This is a genomic window from Streptococcus sp. GMD1S (assembly GCF_000296875.1).
Taxonomy (GTDB): Bacteria; Bacillota; Bacilli; order Lactobacillales; family Streptococcaceae; genus Streptococcus.
The window spans coordinates 13412-29482 of the sequence record NZ_AJQY01000017.1; the positions used below are offsets into that span (position 1 = coordinate 13412).

Annotated in this window: 17 protein-coding genes; 13 read left to right on the forward strand and 4 right to left on the reverse strand. The window is 40.7% G+C overall.

Annotated features, from left to right (window positions below; translation table 11 throughout):
* Nucleotides 1-53 precede the first annotated feature (53 nt).
* Nucleotides 54-998 carry a mannose-6-phosphate isomerase, class I gene (gene manA / locus GMD1S_RS03790; RefSeq protein ID WP_001294305.1) on the forward strand — a complete coding sequence of 315 codons (945 nt, stop codon included), beginning with the start codon at nucleotides 54-56 and terminating at the stop codon, nucleotides 996-998.
* Between the two features lie 40 nt (nucleotides 999-1038).
* Here the strand turns inward: manA and GMD1S_RS03795 are convergent, their stop codons facing one another.
* Nucleotides 1039-2379 carry a sodium-dependent transporter gene (locus GMD1S_RS03795; protein WP_008278226.1) on the reverse strand — a complete coding sequence of 447 codons (1341 nt, stop codon included), beginning with the start codon at nucleotides 2377-2379 and terminating at the stop codon, nucleotides 1039-1041.
* A 253-nt stretch (nucleotides 2380-2632) separates the two neighbouring features.
* Here GMD1S_RS03795 and GMD1S_RS03800 point away from each other — a divergent pair, with 253 nt between their 5' ends.
* Nucleotides 2633-3373, forward strand: a complete 741-nt coding sequence (locus tag GMD1S_RS03800; RefSeq protein ID WP_000274778.1) for a MerR family transcriptional regulator — start codon at nucleotides 2633-2635, stop codon at nucleotides 3371-3373.
* A gap of 44 nt (nucleotides 3374-3417) precedes the next feature.
* Here the strand turns inward: GMD1S_RS03800 and GMD1S_RS03805 are convergent, their stop codons facing one another.
* The 3 genes from GMD1S_RS03805 to GMD1S_RS03815 are packed head-to-tail and all read right to left on the reverse strand — an operon-like array spanning nucleotide 3418 to nucleotide 6037.
* Nucleotides 3418-3939 carry a DUF1697 domain-containing protein gene (locus tag GMD1S_RS03805; RefSeq protein WP_008278230.1) on the reverse strand — a complete coding sequence of 174 codons (522 nt, stop codon included), beginning with the start codon at nucleotides 3937-3939 and terminating at the stop codon, nucleotides 3418-3420.
* A 13-nt stretch (nucleotides 3940-3952) separates the two neighbouring features.
* Nucleotides 3953-5134, reverse strand: a complete 1182-nt coding sequence (locus GMD1S_RS03810) for an aminoacetone oxidase family FAD-binding enzyme (RefSeq protein ID WP_000680069.1) — start codon at nucleotides 5132-5134, stop codon at nucleotides 3953-3955.
* A 57-nt stretch (nucleotides 5135-5191) separates the two neighbouring features.
* Nucleotides 5192-6037 carry a DegV family protein gene (locus GMD1S_RS03815; RefSeq protein ID WP_000219955.1) on the reverse strand — a complete coding sequence of 282 codons (846 nt, stop codon included), beginning with the start codon at nucleotides 6035-6037 and terminating at the stop codon, nucleotides 5192-5194.
* 124 nt (nucleotides 6038-6161) lie between these two features.
* On the opposite strand from GMD1S_RS03815, the gene GMD1S_RS03820 reads away from it, so the two are divergent.
* The 11 genes from GMD1S_RS03820 to GMD1S_RS03870 all read left to right on the forward strand — a co-directional run bounded on the left by GMD1S_RS03820 (nucleotide 6162) and on the right by GMD1S_RS03870 (nucleotide 15901).
* On the forward strand, nucleotides 6162-6719 hold the full coding sequence (locus tag GMD1S_RS03820; protein WP_000003897.1) for a TetR/AcrR family transcriptional regulator: 558 nt from the start codon (nucleotides 6162-6164) through the stop codon (nucleotides 6717-6719).
* Nucleotides 6720-6737: 18 nt separating this feature from the next.
* Nucleotides 6738-7205: a deoxycytidylate deaminase gene (locus tag GMD1S_RS03825; RefSeq protein WP_000136994.1), complete on the forward strand. Its 468-nt coding sequence runs from the start codon at nucleotides 6738-6740 to the stop codon at nucleotides 7203-7205.
* Nucleotides 7206-7293: 88 nt separating this feature from the next.
* The gene (gene upp / locus GMD1S_RS03830; protein WP_000515974.1) at nucleotides 7294-7923 is read left to right on the forward strand and encodes a uracil phosphoribosyltransferase; all 630 of its coding nucleotides are present in this window, start codon (nucleotides 7294-7296) and stop codon (nucleotides 7921-7923) included.
* A gap of 179 nt (nucleotides 7924-8102) precedes the next feature.
* Complete coding sequence (clpP, locus tag GMD1S_RS03835) at nucleotides 8103-8693, forward strand: ATP-dependent Clp protease proteolytic subunit ClpP (protein WP_000613467.1); 591 nt, start codon at nucleotides 8103-8105, stop codon at nucleotides 8691-8693.
* A gap of 78 nt (nucleotides 8694-8771) precedes the next feature.
* Complete coding sequence (locus tag GMD1S_RS03840) at nucleotides 8772-9041, forward strand: YlbG family protein (protein WP_000462104.1); 270 nt, start codon at nucleotides 8772-8774, stop codon at nucleotides 9039-9041.
* Between the two features lie 88 nt (nucleotides 9042-9129).
* Nucleotides 9130-10290 (forward strand): ABC transporter substrate-binding protein, encoded by a 1161-nt coding sequence (locus GMD1S_RS03845; RefSeq protein WP_000726128.1) that lies wholly within the window; start codon nucleotides 9130-9132, stop codon nucleotides 10288-10290.
* Between the two features lie 119 nt (nucleotides 10291-10409).
* On the forward strand, nucleotides 10410-11279 hold the full coding sequence (locus GMD1S_RS03850; protein WP_000941413.1) for a branched-chain amino acid ABC transporter permease: 870 nt from the start codon (nucleotides 10410-10412) through the stop codon (nucleotides 11277-11279).
* Nucleotides 11280-11282: 3 nt separating this feature from the next.
* The gene (locus GMD1S_RS03855) at nucleotides 11283-12239 is read left to right on the forward strand and encodes a branched-chain amino acid ABC transporter permease (protein WP_000856249.1); all 957 of its coding nucleotides are present in this window, start codon (nucleotides 11283-11285) and stop codon (nucleotides 12237-12239) included.
* A complete protein-coding gene (locus GMD1S_RS03860; RefSeq protein ID WP_001186014.1) occupies nucleotides 12239-13003 on the forward strand; it encodes an ABC transporter ATP-binding protein in 765 nt (254 codons plus the stop codon). Before GMD1S_RS03855 ends, GMD1S_RS03860 begins: the two co-directional genes overlap by 1 nt.
* Nucleotides 13003-13713, forward strand: a complete 711-nt coding sequence (locus GMD1S_RS03865) for an ABC transporter ATP-binding protein (RefSeq protein WP_000062204.1) — start codon at nucleotides 13003-13005, stop codon at nucleotides 13711-13713. The genes GMD1S_RS03860 and GMD1S_RS03865 overlap by 1 nt, the downstream gene beginning before the upstream one ends.
* Nucleotides 13714-14122: 409 nt before the next feature.
* Nucleotides 14123-15901, forward strand: a complete 1779-nt coding sequence (locus tag GMD1S_RS03870; protein WP_000954674.1) for a phosphotransferase — start codon at nucleotides 14123-14125, stop codon at nucleotides 15899-15901.
* Nucleotides 15902-16071 lie beyond the last annotated feature (170 nt).

Sequence of the window (16071 nt, forward strand, 5' to 3'; positions counted from 1 at the left end):
TCGAACTCTTTTTTTGCTATAATGAGGGGAGAAAAATCAGACAGGAGATCGACATGTCAGAACCATTATTTTTACAATCAGTTATGCAAGAAAAAATCTGGGGTGGAACCAAGCTACGTGATGAGTTTGGCTACGACATCCCGAGTGAAAAAATAGGAGAATACTGGGCTATTTCAGCCCACCCAAATGGTGTTTCTAAGGTAGCTAATGGTCGCTACGAGGGAACAGACCTAGCTACTTTGTATGCAGAACACCGTGAATTGTTTGGTAACCGTCCAGAACCTGTGTTTCCACTATTGACCAAGATTCTCGATGCTAATGACTGGCTCAGCGTCCAAGTTCACCCAGACGATGCCTATGGATTAGAACATGAAGGCGAACTTGGAAAAACAGAATGCTGGTATATCATCGCAGCAGACGAAGGTTCAGAGATTATCTATGGCCATAATGCCAAATCAAAAGAAGAACTCCGCCAGCAAATCGAAGATAAAAACTGGGATGCGCTGTTGACAAAAGTGCCAGTTAAGGCTGGAGACTTCTTCTATGTACCAAGTGGTACCATGCACGCTATCGGGGCGGGTATCTTGATTCTTGAAACCCAGCAGTCTAGCGATACCACCTACCGTGTTTATGACTTTGATCGCAAGGACGACAAGGGCAACTTGCGTGAACTTCACCTTGAAAAATCTATCGATGTTTTAAACATTGGAGAGCCTGCCAATAGCCGTCCTGTAACTATCAAAGCAGATGATCTACGTTCCACTCTCCTTGTATCCAATGATTTCTTCGCCGTTTACAAGTGGGAAATCACTGGCAAAGTTGACTTCGAAAAGACAGTTGACTACAGCTTATTTAGTGTCCTGGCTGGTCAGGGTCAGCTGACTGTTGACGGGAAAAACTATCCAATCCAAAAAGGCAGCCACTTTATCCTACCAAGTGATGTTGAAACTTGGACCCTAGAAGGGCAAGGTTTGGAATTGATTGTTAGCCATCCATAAAAAAGAAAGGGCCTGAGTTCATTACTCAAGTCCTTTTTGCTTACATAAATTGGGCGATAAAAACCACAATGATGATAATAGGAATGATGAAACGAAGAAGGAAGAGCCAGACTTGGAAAAGTCCCTGTTTCCATGCTCTTTCATCGAGATGGAGTTCCTCCTTAGCAAGAGCCTTTTTAAAGATATAGCCTGTAAAAAGTGACAGGCAGAGAGCTCCAAATGGCATGAGGAGATTGGAAACCAAGAAATCCATAGCATCAAAGAAGGTCTTCCCAAAGATGTGAACATCCGCCATAACACCGTAAGAAAGGGCTGAAGGAATTCCAAAAACAAAGGTCAAGATTCCTAAAATAGCACTCCATTTAGCACGCTTGCGGTTGTCCTGGTTGGTGATATTGCCCACATTGATTTCCAGCATCACGACAGAGGAAGTAACCGTCGCAAAGAGGAAAAGCAAGAGGAAAAGAATGTAGAAAATAGTTCCAAAAGGCATCTTGTCAAAGAGTTGAGGCAAGACGATAAAGAGCAGGCTTGGTCCCCCTTCCGACTGGATATTGAAAGATGACATGGCTGGGAAAATGGCTAGTCCCGCCATGATGGAAACCGAGATGTTCATGGCTACGATGGAAATCCCTGACTGGACCAGATTGGTTTTCTTGTCCAAGTAGGATGCATAGGTCAGCATGGCTGTAACCCCTAGTGAGAGAGCAAAGAAAGATTGTCCCAGAGCATAAAGGAGACCAGCGCTAGTTAGTTTTGAAAAGTCTGGTTTGAGAAAGTAGAGAACCCCTTCCATGGCATTTGGCAAGCTGAGAGAGCGCCCGATGATGACGACAAAGATGATAAAGAGCAGCGGCATCATGACTTTCGAAGCTCTTTCAATCCCTTTTTGAACCCCACGTGATACAATAAAGATATTCAACAAGATAAAGGCTGCTTGAGCTCCTAGGGCAATGGCTGGATTTGAAATGATTGAAGAAAATAACTGAGCATAATCACCCGTTCCACCAAGTTGGAACAATTTCCCAAACTCAATACCCAGATAGACCAGAATCCATCCTCCGATAACACTGTAAAAGGAGAGGAGGATAAAGAGGGCAAAGGCACCAATCCAACCGATAAAGTTGTACTTGCTATTGTTACCAAGTTTTCCAAAGGTTTTGATAGCGGAAACGCCAGCACTACGGCCAAGGGCAAACTCAGCCAGCAGGAGCGGGAAACCGATTAAAATGGTGGAAATGAGAAAGACTAGTAAAAAGCCCCCACCGCCATTAGCAGCAGTCATGTAGGGAAATTTCCAAACTGCTCCAAGTCCGATAGCTGAACCAGCAGATGCTAGAATAAAGCCTAGTTTCGAGCCCCATTGCGATTTTTCTGACATAGTTGAAACTCCAATCTCCTTTTTTAAAATAAGAAAAGGCTACTTGAGTTGTCAAATAGCCCTCTCTCAATGGCTCTCTATGAGCCTTCTGTTTGATTGATAGACTTGACTATCCTATCATGTTTTCTAAGGTCTGTCAAGAAAACCATTTTCAAGTTTTCACACCTTTCTCAAAAAGTTAAAAATTTTTCTCAAAAACGCTTGACTCTGACCTAAGGGGAGGGGTTATACTATTTCTTGTAAGGAGGAAATCATGTACCATATAAAAGAAGCTGCGCAGCTTTCAGGTGTCTCTGTCAAGACTCTGCACCACTACGATAAGATAGGACTCTTGGTTCCTTTAAAGTCAGAAAACGGCTATCGAACCTATAGTCAAGAGGATTTGGAACGACTTCAGGTCATTCTGTATTATAAATATCTAGGCTTTTCTTTAGAAAAAATAGCAGAGCTGTTAAAGGAAGAAAGGACAGATTTATTGCCCCATTTGACCAGACAGTTGGACTATCTGACCCAAGAAAGGCAACATCTGGATACCTTGATTTCCACCTTGCAAAAAACCATTCAAGAACAAAAAGGAGAAAGAAAAATGACGATTGAGGAAAAATTTACTGGATTTAGCTATCAAGACAATCAAAAATACCACCAAGAAGCGGTAGAGAAGTATGGACAAGAAGTCATGGGCCAGGCTCTCGAGCGCCAAAAAGGTCGCGAAGATGAGGCTACAGCCGCCTTCAACCAAGTTTTTCAAGCCTTGGCACAAAACCTTAAAAATGGGCTAGCTGCAACAGCGGTCGAAAACCAAGAGCAAGCAGCCAAACTCTTGCAAGCTATTCGTACTTATGGATTTGACTGCTCTATTGAGGTCTTCGGCCATATCGGCAAAGGCTACGTCTATAACCCAGAGTTTAAGGAAAACATTGACAAATTTGGAGCTGGAACAGCCCAGTACACATCAGATGTCATTGCGACTTATGTTCAGACACAGACAAAATAAAAATCAGCGGAGTTACCTCTGCTGATTTTTTCTGGTTTCAAGTACTATTTGGTTAATAGTTTTTCAACTACGTTTAACTTTCGCATGGTCAGAACCACGCCAAACAATTTTTCAAGATAGTTGGTATTGAGCTTTTTTTGTTTTGCAGTTCTAGGGAGATAGAGGTAGAGACAGTGATCACCTACACAAATTTCTTCTTCACCGTAGTCAGCTTTCAATTTTTCTAGTGGCAGACTTTGGATAAATCCCTGATAAAAAATCACATGTATACGATCGTAAAGATAGTCTTCTCTAAATGGATTCTCATGAACAATCTTTTCAAAATCGTTCTTATTCTTGATAACCATTTTTAAGTCGGCCCCAATTTTTTCCTTTATCAGAGTATGAACGCGTTCTCGTATTTCTTCTAAATCTAAGTCACTTTCAAGAATGATATTCCCACTTTGAATATAGGTTCGAACGTGTTGAAAACCAGCTTCTGTCAGAATATCTACCAAATAAGACATTTTCGGGATAGCATTTTTTCCATTAGGAGTAACGCCTCTTAGTAAAATAATATGTTCCAAAGGACTTCCTTTCTTACTTGGTATTTATTGGATTGGAGCCTGCCACCCATCCGGTGCAGAGGGCAGAAGTGATGTTAAAGCCACCCGTGTGGGCATTGATATCCAGGACCTCGCCAGCAAAGTGGAGCCCAGGTACCAGCTTACTTTCGAGGGTTTTGGGATTGATTTCCTTGAGACTGACACCGCCTTTAGTTACAAAGGATTTGGCAAGAGACATTTTGCCAGTCACAGGAATTTTGAGAGCCTTGATAGACTGGAGTAGTTGCTCGCGTTCTTTTTCAGTTAGCTGTTTAACTTTGTCAGGATAGCCTTGCACCAAAAATTCTGCCAAGCGTTCTGGAAGCAAAGTTTTTAAAGCATTTTTCAAGGATTTTTCCCGATTATCTTCTAGAAATGTAATCAAGTCCTCTTCAGAAAGTTGAGGCAAAACATCTAGCGAGAGAACCTCCCCGCCCTTGACAAAGCTGGACATACGTAGAGCAGCAGGGCCTGAAAAACCAAAGTGTGTAAAGAGCAGATCGTGGGTGATGACATGCTTGCCATAGCTTAAGGTCACGTCATCTAGGGAAATTCCCTGCAAGGCCTTATGTGGAAAATCAGTCAACAATGGGCTCTCAGCAGCTTCAAGCTCGGTAATGGTGTGCTTAAAATGGCGGGCAATTTCGTGACCAAATCCGGTCGAACCAGTAGAAGGATAGGATTTTCCACCTGTTGTGACTATGAGTTTATCACAAGTGAAGATCTGGTCCGCGGATTTCAGGACAAACTGGTCGTCTATCTTTTTAACCGAAATAATTTCTGTTTGAGTAGCAACTTGACCACCGAGTTCAGTGATTTTCTTTTCTAGCGCCTCGATAATAGTCCGAGACTTGTCACTAGCAGGAAAGACGCGTCCATGGTCTTCGACCTTGAGTTTAACACCATTTTCCGTAAAAAAGTTGATGATATCGTGGTTATCAAACTGAGAGAAGACACTGTAAAGAAAACGCCCATTTCCCGGGATGCCTGCCATTAGGTCATCTAAGGTTCCATTGTTGGTTACATTACAACGACCACCGCCCGTTCCAGCTAATTTTTTCCCAAGTTTGCGATTTTTTTCGATGAGAAGAGTTTTCTGACCATAAAAGCTACTGGAAATCGTAGCCATCATACCTGCAGGTCCTCCACCAATGACAATAGTATCAAAATGTTTCATAGCTCTATTGTACCACAAAAAACAAGAGATGCTTGGCATCTCTTGTTGCTCATAATCTTAGTTAATTTCATATCCCATCAACAAACCGCCATCTTCTGCATAGAAACTACAGAGACCAGACGTCGGGATGATTTTGATATCCGCTTGTGGGAAAGTTTCCAGCAAGCGTTCTGACAATTGCTGACAGAATTTATCATTGCTGCGATGAGCCATGACGATACGGCCACCAGCGTAGCCAGCCTTGATGAGTTCTTCATAGGCTGCTTGAAGGGATTTTTTTGGTCCACGCGCTTTTTGGAGTAGTTCTAGGGTTCCAGTTTCACTTGCTTCCCCAACCATACGGATGTTGAGAAGGCCAACAACTGTACCGATAAGCTTACTCAAACGGCCATTTTTTACCAAGTTATCGACCTTAGCGAGGACAAAGAGCAACTTCGTTTTTTCTTGGTAGGCTGTAATAGCATTAACAATTTCCTCATAAGAAAGTCCTTGATCAATCAAGCTATTGATTTTATCGACAATCAAGTCAACCTCACCACCTGCAGACAATGTATCGATCACATGAATCTGAGTGTCAGGATGTTCTTCAAGGTGGATATTCTTAGCGAGTTGTGCACTATTATGGCTACCTGAAAGAGTACCAGTGATAGTAACGACAAAGATATGCTTAGCACCTTCAAATGCACGCAAGTAATCATCAGGGCTAGGACAAGCTGATTTTGAAGCCTCAGAAGTCGCATACATTGTTTCCATCATGTGGTCAATGTTAAGATTGGCATCATCGATAAAGACCTGATCAGCTACTTGAATGGTTAAAGGAACACTAACAAATTCCGTATCAATAGCAGGAGTTGCCAGTTGACGATAATCACAACCAGAGTCAGCTACAATCTTCCAAGTCATAGAAATTCTCCATCTTTGTCACTTATACATTGACAAAGGTTCTGTCTTTTTTTACAATTATATCATGAAAGCCCTTGAAACAAAAGTACCACCTCTCTGTTGTCACAAGTAGAAAGAAATTGTTATGTCTGAACGTAAAATATCTGAAAAATCTCTTGAAAATCTCAGAAAATCAAATCAAGAATCCAATTTTTTAACCAGAGAAGCAATCGAGACGGCTCTTTTGCAACTTCTAGAGAAAAAAGACTTGGCCAAGATCAGTATTTCGGAGCTGGTCAAACGGGCGGGCGTCTCTCGTGCTGCCTTCTATCGTAACTATGACTCCAAAGAAGAGATTTTGGAAAGTGTTTTTAAACGCAGTGTCCATAATATTATGGAACAGTTGAGCCACTACGATGTCAAAACCGATCTTTATCTAGTCTGGGTACACCTTTTCCGCGCAGCCAAGAAAGAAGCCAAGGTTATTCAACTTGCTCTGGACTACCATTTGGAAAAGATTTTTGTCCAAGCCATGCAGGAATTTCTAGAAAAATATCACGGAAAATCAAAAGGCGTTAGTAGCTACCTTCATTCCTTTTGGAGTTCTGCCATCGTATCGGTTCTGCTCAAATGGATCAAGGATGGCATGAAGGTTCCAGCTGAAAAGATTGCAGATTTACGCTTGCCATTTTTCAAAAAATAGGGGATAAGGAGAAGACTTATGACAGAAAAAAGACTGGCTTGGGATGAGTACTTTGCAGCCCAGGCTTTACTGATTGCCAATCGTTCGACCTGCAAACGTGCCAAGGTGGGAGCTGTCTTAGTCAAAGACAATAAAGTCATTTCAACTGGCTATAATGGTTCCGTATCAGGAACGGAGCACTGTATTGACCACGAATGTCTGGTCATTGAAGGTCACTGTGTTCGAACCCTTCACGCCGAGGTTAATGCTATTCTCCAAGGGGCTGAGCGAGGGGTTCCCAGAGGATTTACAGCCTATGTGACCCATTTCCCTTGTCTGAACTGCACCAAACAACTGCTTCAAGTTGGTTGCAAGCGCGTGGTTTATATCAACCAGTACCGAATGGATGACTATGCCCAGTACCTTTATCAAGAAAAAGGCACCGAGTTAACCCATTTACCATTAGAGACTGTTCAGACAGCTCTTCAAGAGGCAGATTTGATTTAAAAATTAATAAAAATAAATGGTTTAGAAAGCTTTTTAAACCGTTTTTTGATATAATAAGAAGAATAAATTGAAAGAAGGAACTCAGAAAATGGGAAAAATTGAAGTCATTAATCATCCACTCATTCAACACAAATTGTCAATCTTGCGACGTACAGATACTTCTACAAAAGCTTTTCGTGAACTAGTAGATGAGATTGCAATGTTGATGGGATATGAAGTACTTCGTGATCTTCCACTTGAAGATGTGGAAATCGAAACACCTATCACAAAGACCGTTCAAAAACAATTGGCTGGTAAAAAATTGGCGATTGTCCCAATCTTGCGTGCAGGTATCGGCATGGTAGATGGCCTCTTGAGCTTGGTTCCAGCAGCCAAAGTTGGTCATATCGGTATGTACCGTGATGAAGAAACCCTTCAACCAGTTGAATACTTGGTGAAATTGCCTGAGGATATTGACCAACGTCAAATCTTTGTCGTTGATCCAATGTTGGCAACGGGTGGTTCAGCTATCTTGGCTGTTGACTCCCTTAAAAAACGTGGCGCATCAAATATCAAGTTTGTCTGCCTAGTATCTGCTCCAGAAGGAGTGAAAGCTCTTCAAGAAGCTCACCCAGATGTAGAAATTTTTACAGCAGCCTTGGATGAACGCTTGAACGAACACGGTTATATCGTTCCAGGTCTTGGAGATGCTGGAGACCGCTTGTTCGGTACTAAATAAAATCCCAAAGTAAATAGTGAAACTAGAAGTTCGTTTTTGACTTGAAAGGAGGTTGAGTTTTTGTTTCTGTTTAGAGAATAGAGCAAAAATTTGACCTTTTTTGACCAAAAAGATATAATAGTTCTGTATTGAGTCGTAAGACTAAGAAAATTCAACATAAAACATAAAAGGAGAAATGAATGATTCCTGTAGTTATTGAACAAACAAGCCGTGGAGAACGTTCCTATGATATTTACTCTCGTCTTCTGAAAGACCGCATCATCATGCTAACAGGTCCAGTTGAAGACAACATGGCCAACTCCGTTATTGCTCAGTTGCTCTTCTTGGATGCCCAAGATAGCACAAAAGATATTTACCTTTATGTCAACACACCTGGAGGATCTGTTTCAGCTGGTTTGGCAATCGTTGATACTATGAACTTTATCAAAGCGGATGTCCAAACTATCGTTATGGGGATGGCTGCATCTATGGGGACTGTTATTGCATCAAGTGGCGCAAAAGGCAAACGTTTCATGCTTCCAAATGCGGAGTACATGATTCACCAACCAATGGGTGGAACAGGTGGTGGTACCCAACAAACCGATATGGCAATCGCTGCAGAGCACTTGCTCAAAACTCGTAAGACTTTGGAGCAAATCCTTGCAGATAACTCTGGTAAATCAGTCGAGCAAATTCATGCAGATGCAGAACGTGATTACTGGATGAGTGCCCAAGAAACACTTGAATATGGCTTTATTGATGAAATCATGGCCAATAATTCTTTAAGCTAAGCAACCTAGAAAGTAAACTCGACGGAGTTTGCTTTTTTTGATATAATAGGAGAAGATTTCTTAGAAAGAGGATTCCTCATGTTTGAAAAAACAAATCGATCAGGATTAATCATCTATCTCTACTATAATCGAGATGCAAAAAAAATTCAGGAATACGGTGATATCTGTTACCACTCTAAAAAACATCGTTACTTGCAACTCTATGTTTCAACTGAGGAGCTAGATGACTTAGTTGAGAGATTAGGTAAGGAAAGATATATCAAGAAAATTAGACGTTGCCATATTCAAGAGCTAGAACCCCCCTTCGTTGGGAATCTCTATCGGACTGAAGAAAACGTTATCATTTAAAAAAGTTAAACAAATACATTGACAATTTTCTGATAATTCGGTATATTCTTAACATACAATTTTTGAAACAACTATAAGGAGATTAAAAATGAAGAAAAAATTTGCCCTATCTTTTGTGGCTCTTGCTAGTGTGGCTCTTCTTGCTGCCTGTGGAGAGGTCAAGTCAGGAGCGTCAAACACAACTGGAAATCCAGTAGACGAAAAAACAATTAAAATCGGTTTTAACTTTGAAGAGACAGGTGCTGTGGCAGCTTACGGTACAGCTGAACAAAAAGGTGCCCAACTTGCCGTAGACGAAATCAATGCTGCAGGTGGAATTGATGGGAAACAAATCGAAGTTGTAGACAAAGACAACAAGTCAGAAACTGCTGAAGCAGCTTCTGTTACAACAAACCTTGTTACCCAATCAAAAGTAGCAGCTATTGTAGGACCTGCGACATCTGGTGCAACTGCTGCAGCTGTAGCTAACGCTACTAAAGCTGGAGTGCCATTGATTTCACCAAGTGCTACTCAAGACGGTTTGACTAAAGGTCAAGATTACCTATTTATTGGAACATTCCAAGATAGCTTCCAAGGGAAGATTATTTCTAATTATGTAACAAACAAATTGAATGCTAAGAAGGTTGTTCTTTATACTGACAACGCTAGTGACTATGCAAAAGGTATTGCTAAATCTTTCCGCGAAGCCTACAAGGGTGAGATTGTAGCAGATGAAACGTTTGTAGCAGGTGATACTGACTTCCAAGCAGCCCTTACTAAAATGAAAGACAAAGAGTTTGACGCTATCGTAGTTCCAGGTTACTACACAGAAGCTGGTAAAATTGTAAACCAAGCTCGTGGTATGGGAATTGATAAACCAATCATTGGTGGTGATGGATTTAACGGTGAAGAATTTGTTCAACAAGCAACTGCTGAAAGAGCATCAAACATTTACTTCATCTCTGGATTCTCAACTACAGTTGATGTTTCTGCAAAAGCTAAAGCTTTCCTTGAAGCATACCGTGCTAAATACAATGAAGAGCCTTCAACATTCTCAGCTTTGGCCTATGACTCAGTTTACCTAGTAGCAAATGCTGCAAAAGGTGCTAAAAACTCAGGTGAGATCAAGGACAACCTTGCTAAAACCAAAGATTTTGATGGTGTAACTGGTCAAACAAGCTTTGATGCTGACCACAATACTGTGAAAACTGCTTACATGATGACCATGAACAATGGTAAAGTTGAAGAAGCAGAAGTTGTAAAACCATAACATTAGAATAGTAATTGAAATGGGGAATGAGCCTTTGACTCACTCCCTGTTTCGGTGTTTATGAACTTGTGAAAATAATGAAATTTTCTAAAAAATAAGGATAGAAAAGAGTGAATGCTATGCTCCAACAACTTGTGAATGGTCTAATTCTGGGTAGTGTTTATGCACTTTTGGCTCTGGGTTATACCATGGTTTATGGAATTATCAAACTCATCAACTTCGCCCACGGTGATATTTATATGATGGGTGCCTTTATTGGTTACTTTTTGATTAATTCTTTCCAAATGGATTTCTTTTTAGCTTTAATTATTTCAATGGCAGGGACCGCACTACTTGGTGTTGTGATTGAGTTTCTTGCCTACCGTCCTTTACGACACTCTACACGTATTGCTGTATTGATTACTGCCATCGGAGTGTCTTTCCTACTGGAATACGGAATGGTTTATCTAGTAGGCGCCAATACTCGTGCCTTCCCTCAAGCAATTGAAACAGTTCGCTTTGACTTGGGACCAATTAGCTTGACAAATGTTCAATTGATGATTTTAGCAGTTTCTGTACTCTTGATGGTTTTATTGCAATTGATCGTCCAAAAAACAAAAATGGGGAAAGCCATGCGTGCGGTATCAGTTGATAGTGACGCAGCTCAATTGATGGGAATTAATGTAAATCGTACAATCAGCTTTACCTTTGCTTTGGGTTCAGCCCTTGCTGGTGCAGCAGGAGTCCTCATTGCCCTTTACTACAACTCTCTTGAACCTTTGATGGGTGTGACTCCAGGTCTAAAATCATTCGTTGCGGCCGTACTCGGTGGTATCGGGATTATTCCTGGTGCAGCTCTAGGAGGATTTGTGATTGGCTTGTTGGAAACATTTGCTACTGCCTTTGGTATGTCTGATTTCCGTGATGCTATCGTGTATGGAATCTTGCTTTTGATTCTGATTGTTCGACCTGCAGGTATCCTTGGTAAGAATGTGAAAGAGAAGGTGTAAACAATGAAGACAAATCTTAAAATAAATATTCTCTGGTTATTCCTTCTGTTAGCGGGTTATGGATTGATTAGTGTACTGGTTTCTGCTGGTGTTCTCAATCTATTCCATGTACAAATTTTAGAACAAATTGGGATTAATATCATCCTTGCAGTAGGTTTGAACTTAATCGTTGGTTTTTCAGGACAATTTTCACTCGGTCATGCAGGTTTTATGGCGATTGGGGCTTATGCAGCAGCGATTATTGGTTCAAAATCACCAACCTATGGTGCCTTCTTTGGAGCGATGGTTTTGGGTGCCTTGATTTCTGGTGCAGTCGCTTTGCTCGTTGGGATCCCAACACTCCGTTTGAAGGGTGACTACCTGGCAGTTGCGACACTAGGTGTTTCAGAAATCATTCGTATCTTTATCATTAATGGTGGCAGTTTGACCAACGGTGCTGCTGGTATCTTGGGTATTCCAAACTTTACTAACTGGCAAATGGTTTATCTATTTGTGGTGATCACAACTATTGCAACTCTCAACTTCTTACGTAGTCCAATTGGACGCTCTACTCTATCTGTTCGTGAGGATGAGATTGCTGCAGAATCCGTTGGGGTAAACACCACAAAGATCAAGATTATCGCTTTTGTCTTTGGAGCCATTACAGCAAGTATTGCTGGTTCACTTCAGGCTGGTTTTATCGGATCTGTTGTCCCAAAAGATTACACCTTTATTAATTCCATCAATGTGTTGATTATCGTTGTATTTGGTGGACTTGGATCGATTACTGGTACCATCGTTTCAGCGATTGTTTTAGGAATTTTAAATATGCTCCTTCAGGATGTAGCAAGCGTACGTATGATTATCTACGCTTTGGCTCTTGTATTGGTCATGATTTTCAGACCAGGTGGACTTCTTGGGACATGGGAATTGAGTCTATCACGTTTCTTTAAAAAATCGAAGAAGGAGGGACAAAACTAATGGCATTACTTGAAGTTAAACAGTTAACCAAACATTTTGGCGGTCTAACAGCTGTTGGAGATGTCACTCTTGAATTGAACGAGGGAGAATTGGTTGGTCTGATTGGACCAAACGGAGCTGGTAAAACAACCCTTTTCAATCTCTTGACCGGTGTTTATGAACCAAGCGAAGGTACTGTGACACTAGATGGTCACCTCCTAAATGGGAAAACTCCCTATAAGATTGCTTCACTTGGTCTCAGTCGTACTTTCCAAAATATTCGTTTGTTCAAGGACTTGACAGTTTTGGAGAATGTTTTGATTGCATTTAGCAATCATCATAAACAACATGTCCTTGCGAGCTTCCTACGCCTACCAGCTTTTTATAAGAATGAGGAAGAATTAAAAAGCAAAGCTTTGGACTTGTTGAAGATCTTTGATTTGGATGGTGACGCAGATACTCTTGCCAAGAATCTGGCTTATGGTCAACAACGTCGATTAGAAATCGTTCGTGCTCTGGCAACTGAACCTAAGATCCTCTTTTTGGACGAACCTGCAGCTGGTATGAATCCACAAGAAACAGCTGAATTGACAGAATTGATCCGTCGTATCAAAGATGAATTTAAAATTACCATCATGCTTATCGAACATGACATGAATTTGGTTATGGAAGTCACTGAGCGTATCTATGTTCTTGAATATGGTCGGTTGATTGCTCATGGGACTCCGGATGAGATCAAGAACAACAAACGTGTTATCGAAGCTTATCTAGGAGGTGAAGCCTAATGTCTATGTTAAAAGTTGAAAACCTCTCTGTGCATTATGGTATGATCCAAGCAGTTCGTGATGTAAGTTTCGAGGTTAATGAAGGTGAAGTTGTTTCCCTTATCGGTGCCAATGGTGCCGGTAAAACAACCATTCTTCGTACCCTTTCAGGTTTGGTTCGTCCAAGTGCTGGTAAAATTGAGTTTTTGGGAAAAGAAATTCAAAAGTTGCCTGCACAAAAAATCGTGGCAGGTGGCCTTTCACAAGTCCCTGAGGGACGCCATGTTTTCCCAGGTTTGACTGTTATGGAAAACTTAGAAATGGGAGCCTTTTTAAAGAAAAATCGTGAAGAAAATCAAGCTAACTTGAAAAAAGTTTTCTCACGCTTCCCACGTCTTGAAGAGCGTAAAAACCAAGATGCGGCAACTCTTTCAGGTGGTGAACAGCAGATGCTGGCTATGGGACGCGCTCTCATGTCTACACCTAAGCTCCTTCTCTTGGATGAGCCGTCAATGGGACTTGCCCCGATCTTTATCCAAGAAATTTTCGATATCATTCAAGATATTCAGAAGCAAGGAACAACGGTTCTCCTAATTGAACAGAACGCTAACAAGGCCCTTGCTATCTCTGACCGAGGTTATGTACTTGAAACAGGCAAGATCGTCCTATCAGGAACAGGAAAAGAACTCGCAGCATCAGATGAAGTCAGAAAAGCATATCTAGGTGGCTAAAAAGGTCCCGGGGACCTTTTTAGTCGGTAGATAAGGATTGCGCAAGCAATCTCTCTATAGTCCGGGGGACCTTTTTAGTCGGAGGATAAGGATTGCATAAGCAATTCTCCTCTAGTCTGAGAGACTAGTTTAGGTTGTGGATGGAGATTGCGCACGTAATCCCTCTATAGTCTGGGTGACCTTTTTAGTCGGCGGATAAGGATTGCAATCAAGCGAAACCTAATACGACTACTTATCAAAAATATAAAATATTTCAGGGCTCCAGAATAAGGAGCTCTTTTATTTATATGTTTTTTGAGGAAAGGGAAGAAGGTCTTAATTTTTACTCATTGTTTCCCTATTTGAATTGACAGTCATTTTTGTTCATATTATAATATGAGTAAGAAAAAATTGAACAGGAGGACTAAGAATGCTAACAGAAAAACAATTTAAACTTTTGCGTTTTATGTTGATACATAAAGAAAAGACATTTACTCAGCGACAGTTAGCTGAAGAGTTAGACCTATCTTTAGGAACAATCAACACATTATTGAAAAAACTGAAAGAAGAGAAGTGGCTTGATGAGGAGCTTCACTTAACAGAACTAGGTCAGAAAGTTTTAGAACCCTATCGAGTAAAAAATGCCATTATAATGGCTGCTGGCATGAGTAGTCGTTTTGCTCCTTTGTCTTATGAGATTCCTAAAGGATTACTTCAAGTCAAGGGGGAACGCTTGATAGAGAGGGAAATCAGACAACTGCAAGAAGCGGGAATAGAAGATATAACCGTTATTGTAGGCTATCTTCAAGAAAAAATGTTCTATCTTGCAGAGAAGTTTGGTGTAAAAATTGTAGTGAATAATGATTACTTCAAATACAATAACTGTTCGTCTCTTATGTTGGTTAAAGATCAACTTTCCAACACGTATATTTGTTCATCGGATAATTATTTTGTGGAAAATCCTTTTGAGCAATATATTTATAGAGGTTACTACTCGACGATATTCGCAGAAGGTCAAACGGACGAATATTGTGTTATAGAGGATTCGAATCACACCATCATTGATATCCAGATTGGTGGAGAAAATACTTGGGCCATGGTGGGGCACGTTTATTTCGACCGTGCATTCAGCGAGAAATTCAAGGAAGTTTTAGAAACCGAGTTTAAACACGAACCTTATCGGGAACAGCTTTGGGAGGATTACTATGGTCGCCATGTCAAAGAACTCCTTTTAGAAGCGCGCCACTATTCAGCGGATATTGTTAAAGAATTTGATTCACTAGATGAACTACGTCAATTTGATGAACGTTATTTGGTAAATGCAGATTCGGCCATTATTGATAATATCTGTAAGACATTAAAGTGTGTGGCTTCAGATATTGTCAATATCAAACCACTAAAAGATGGATTAACCAACACATCATTTTCATTTGACTGTCTAGGGAAAAGATATGTTTACCGTCATCCGGGTAGGGGAACAGAAAATTATATCGACCGAGCTAGTGAAGCAGCTTCTATGGAAATTGCTGCAAAATTAAAGATTGACCGTACCTTTGTAGCTATGAACAAAGATGAGGGCTGGAAAATTTCAGAATTTATTCCTAATGCTAAGCAACTGGATTATGATAATTGGGATGATGTGGCACAAGCAATGGACCTCTTGAGACGGTTACACCAATCTGGAGAAAAAACGGGACATTCCTTTGACCAATTTGAAGGGATTGATGATTTTAGAGAAAAATTGAAGGCTAGAAATCGATTTGAGTTTGATGGTCTCGAGGAATTGGATAAAACTGTCTCAATTCTCAAAAATTATTTACAGAATGATCCGAAACAGGTTGTCCTTTGTCATGGAGATTCCTATAGTCCTAATTTTTTGTTAAATGAAGCAGGCGAAATGAGCTTGATTGACTGGGAATATTCTGGAATGGGAGAGCCAGCAGGAGATTTGGGCACCTTTATCGCGTGTTCCAATTATACCGTGGAGGATGCTGAAAAAGTACTAGAATTGTATCTACAAGGAGTTCCAGATAAGAAAACCAAACGTCACTACTTAGCTTATGTAGCAGTGACCTCATATTATTGGTTCTTGTGGGCTTTGTTCCAGGAGAGTGTTGGAAAACCAGTCGGTGAGTTCCTCTACATCTGGTATCGCTATACCAAACAATATGGACAACTGGCCCTTGACTTGTATTTGGAGGAAAACTAAGATGAAAACGACATCCGAAATTGAAGATTTAGTAGCAACTGAAACAAAGAGAAGATTGGAAGAAATGGAGTCGCCAAACTACGAGTTTGTTCAACCCTTCCTAAAAAGTGATTTCATTTTAATCATCTCCATAGTCCTAATCAACCTTGTTTTGATTATCTTAGCAATGA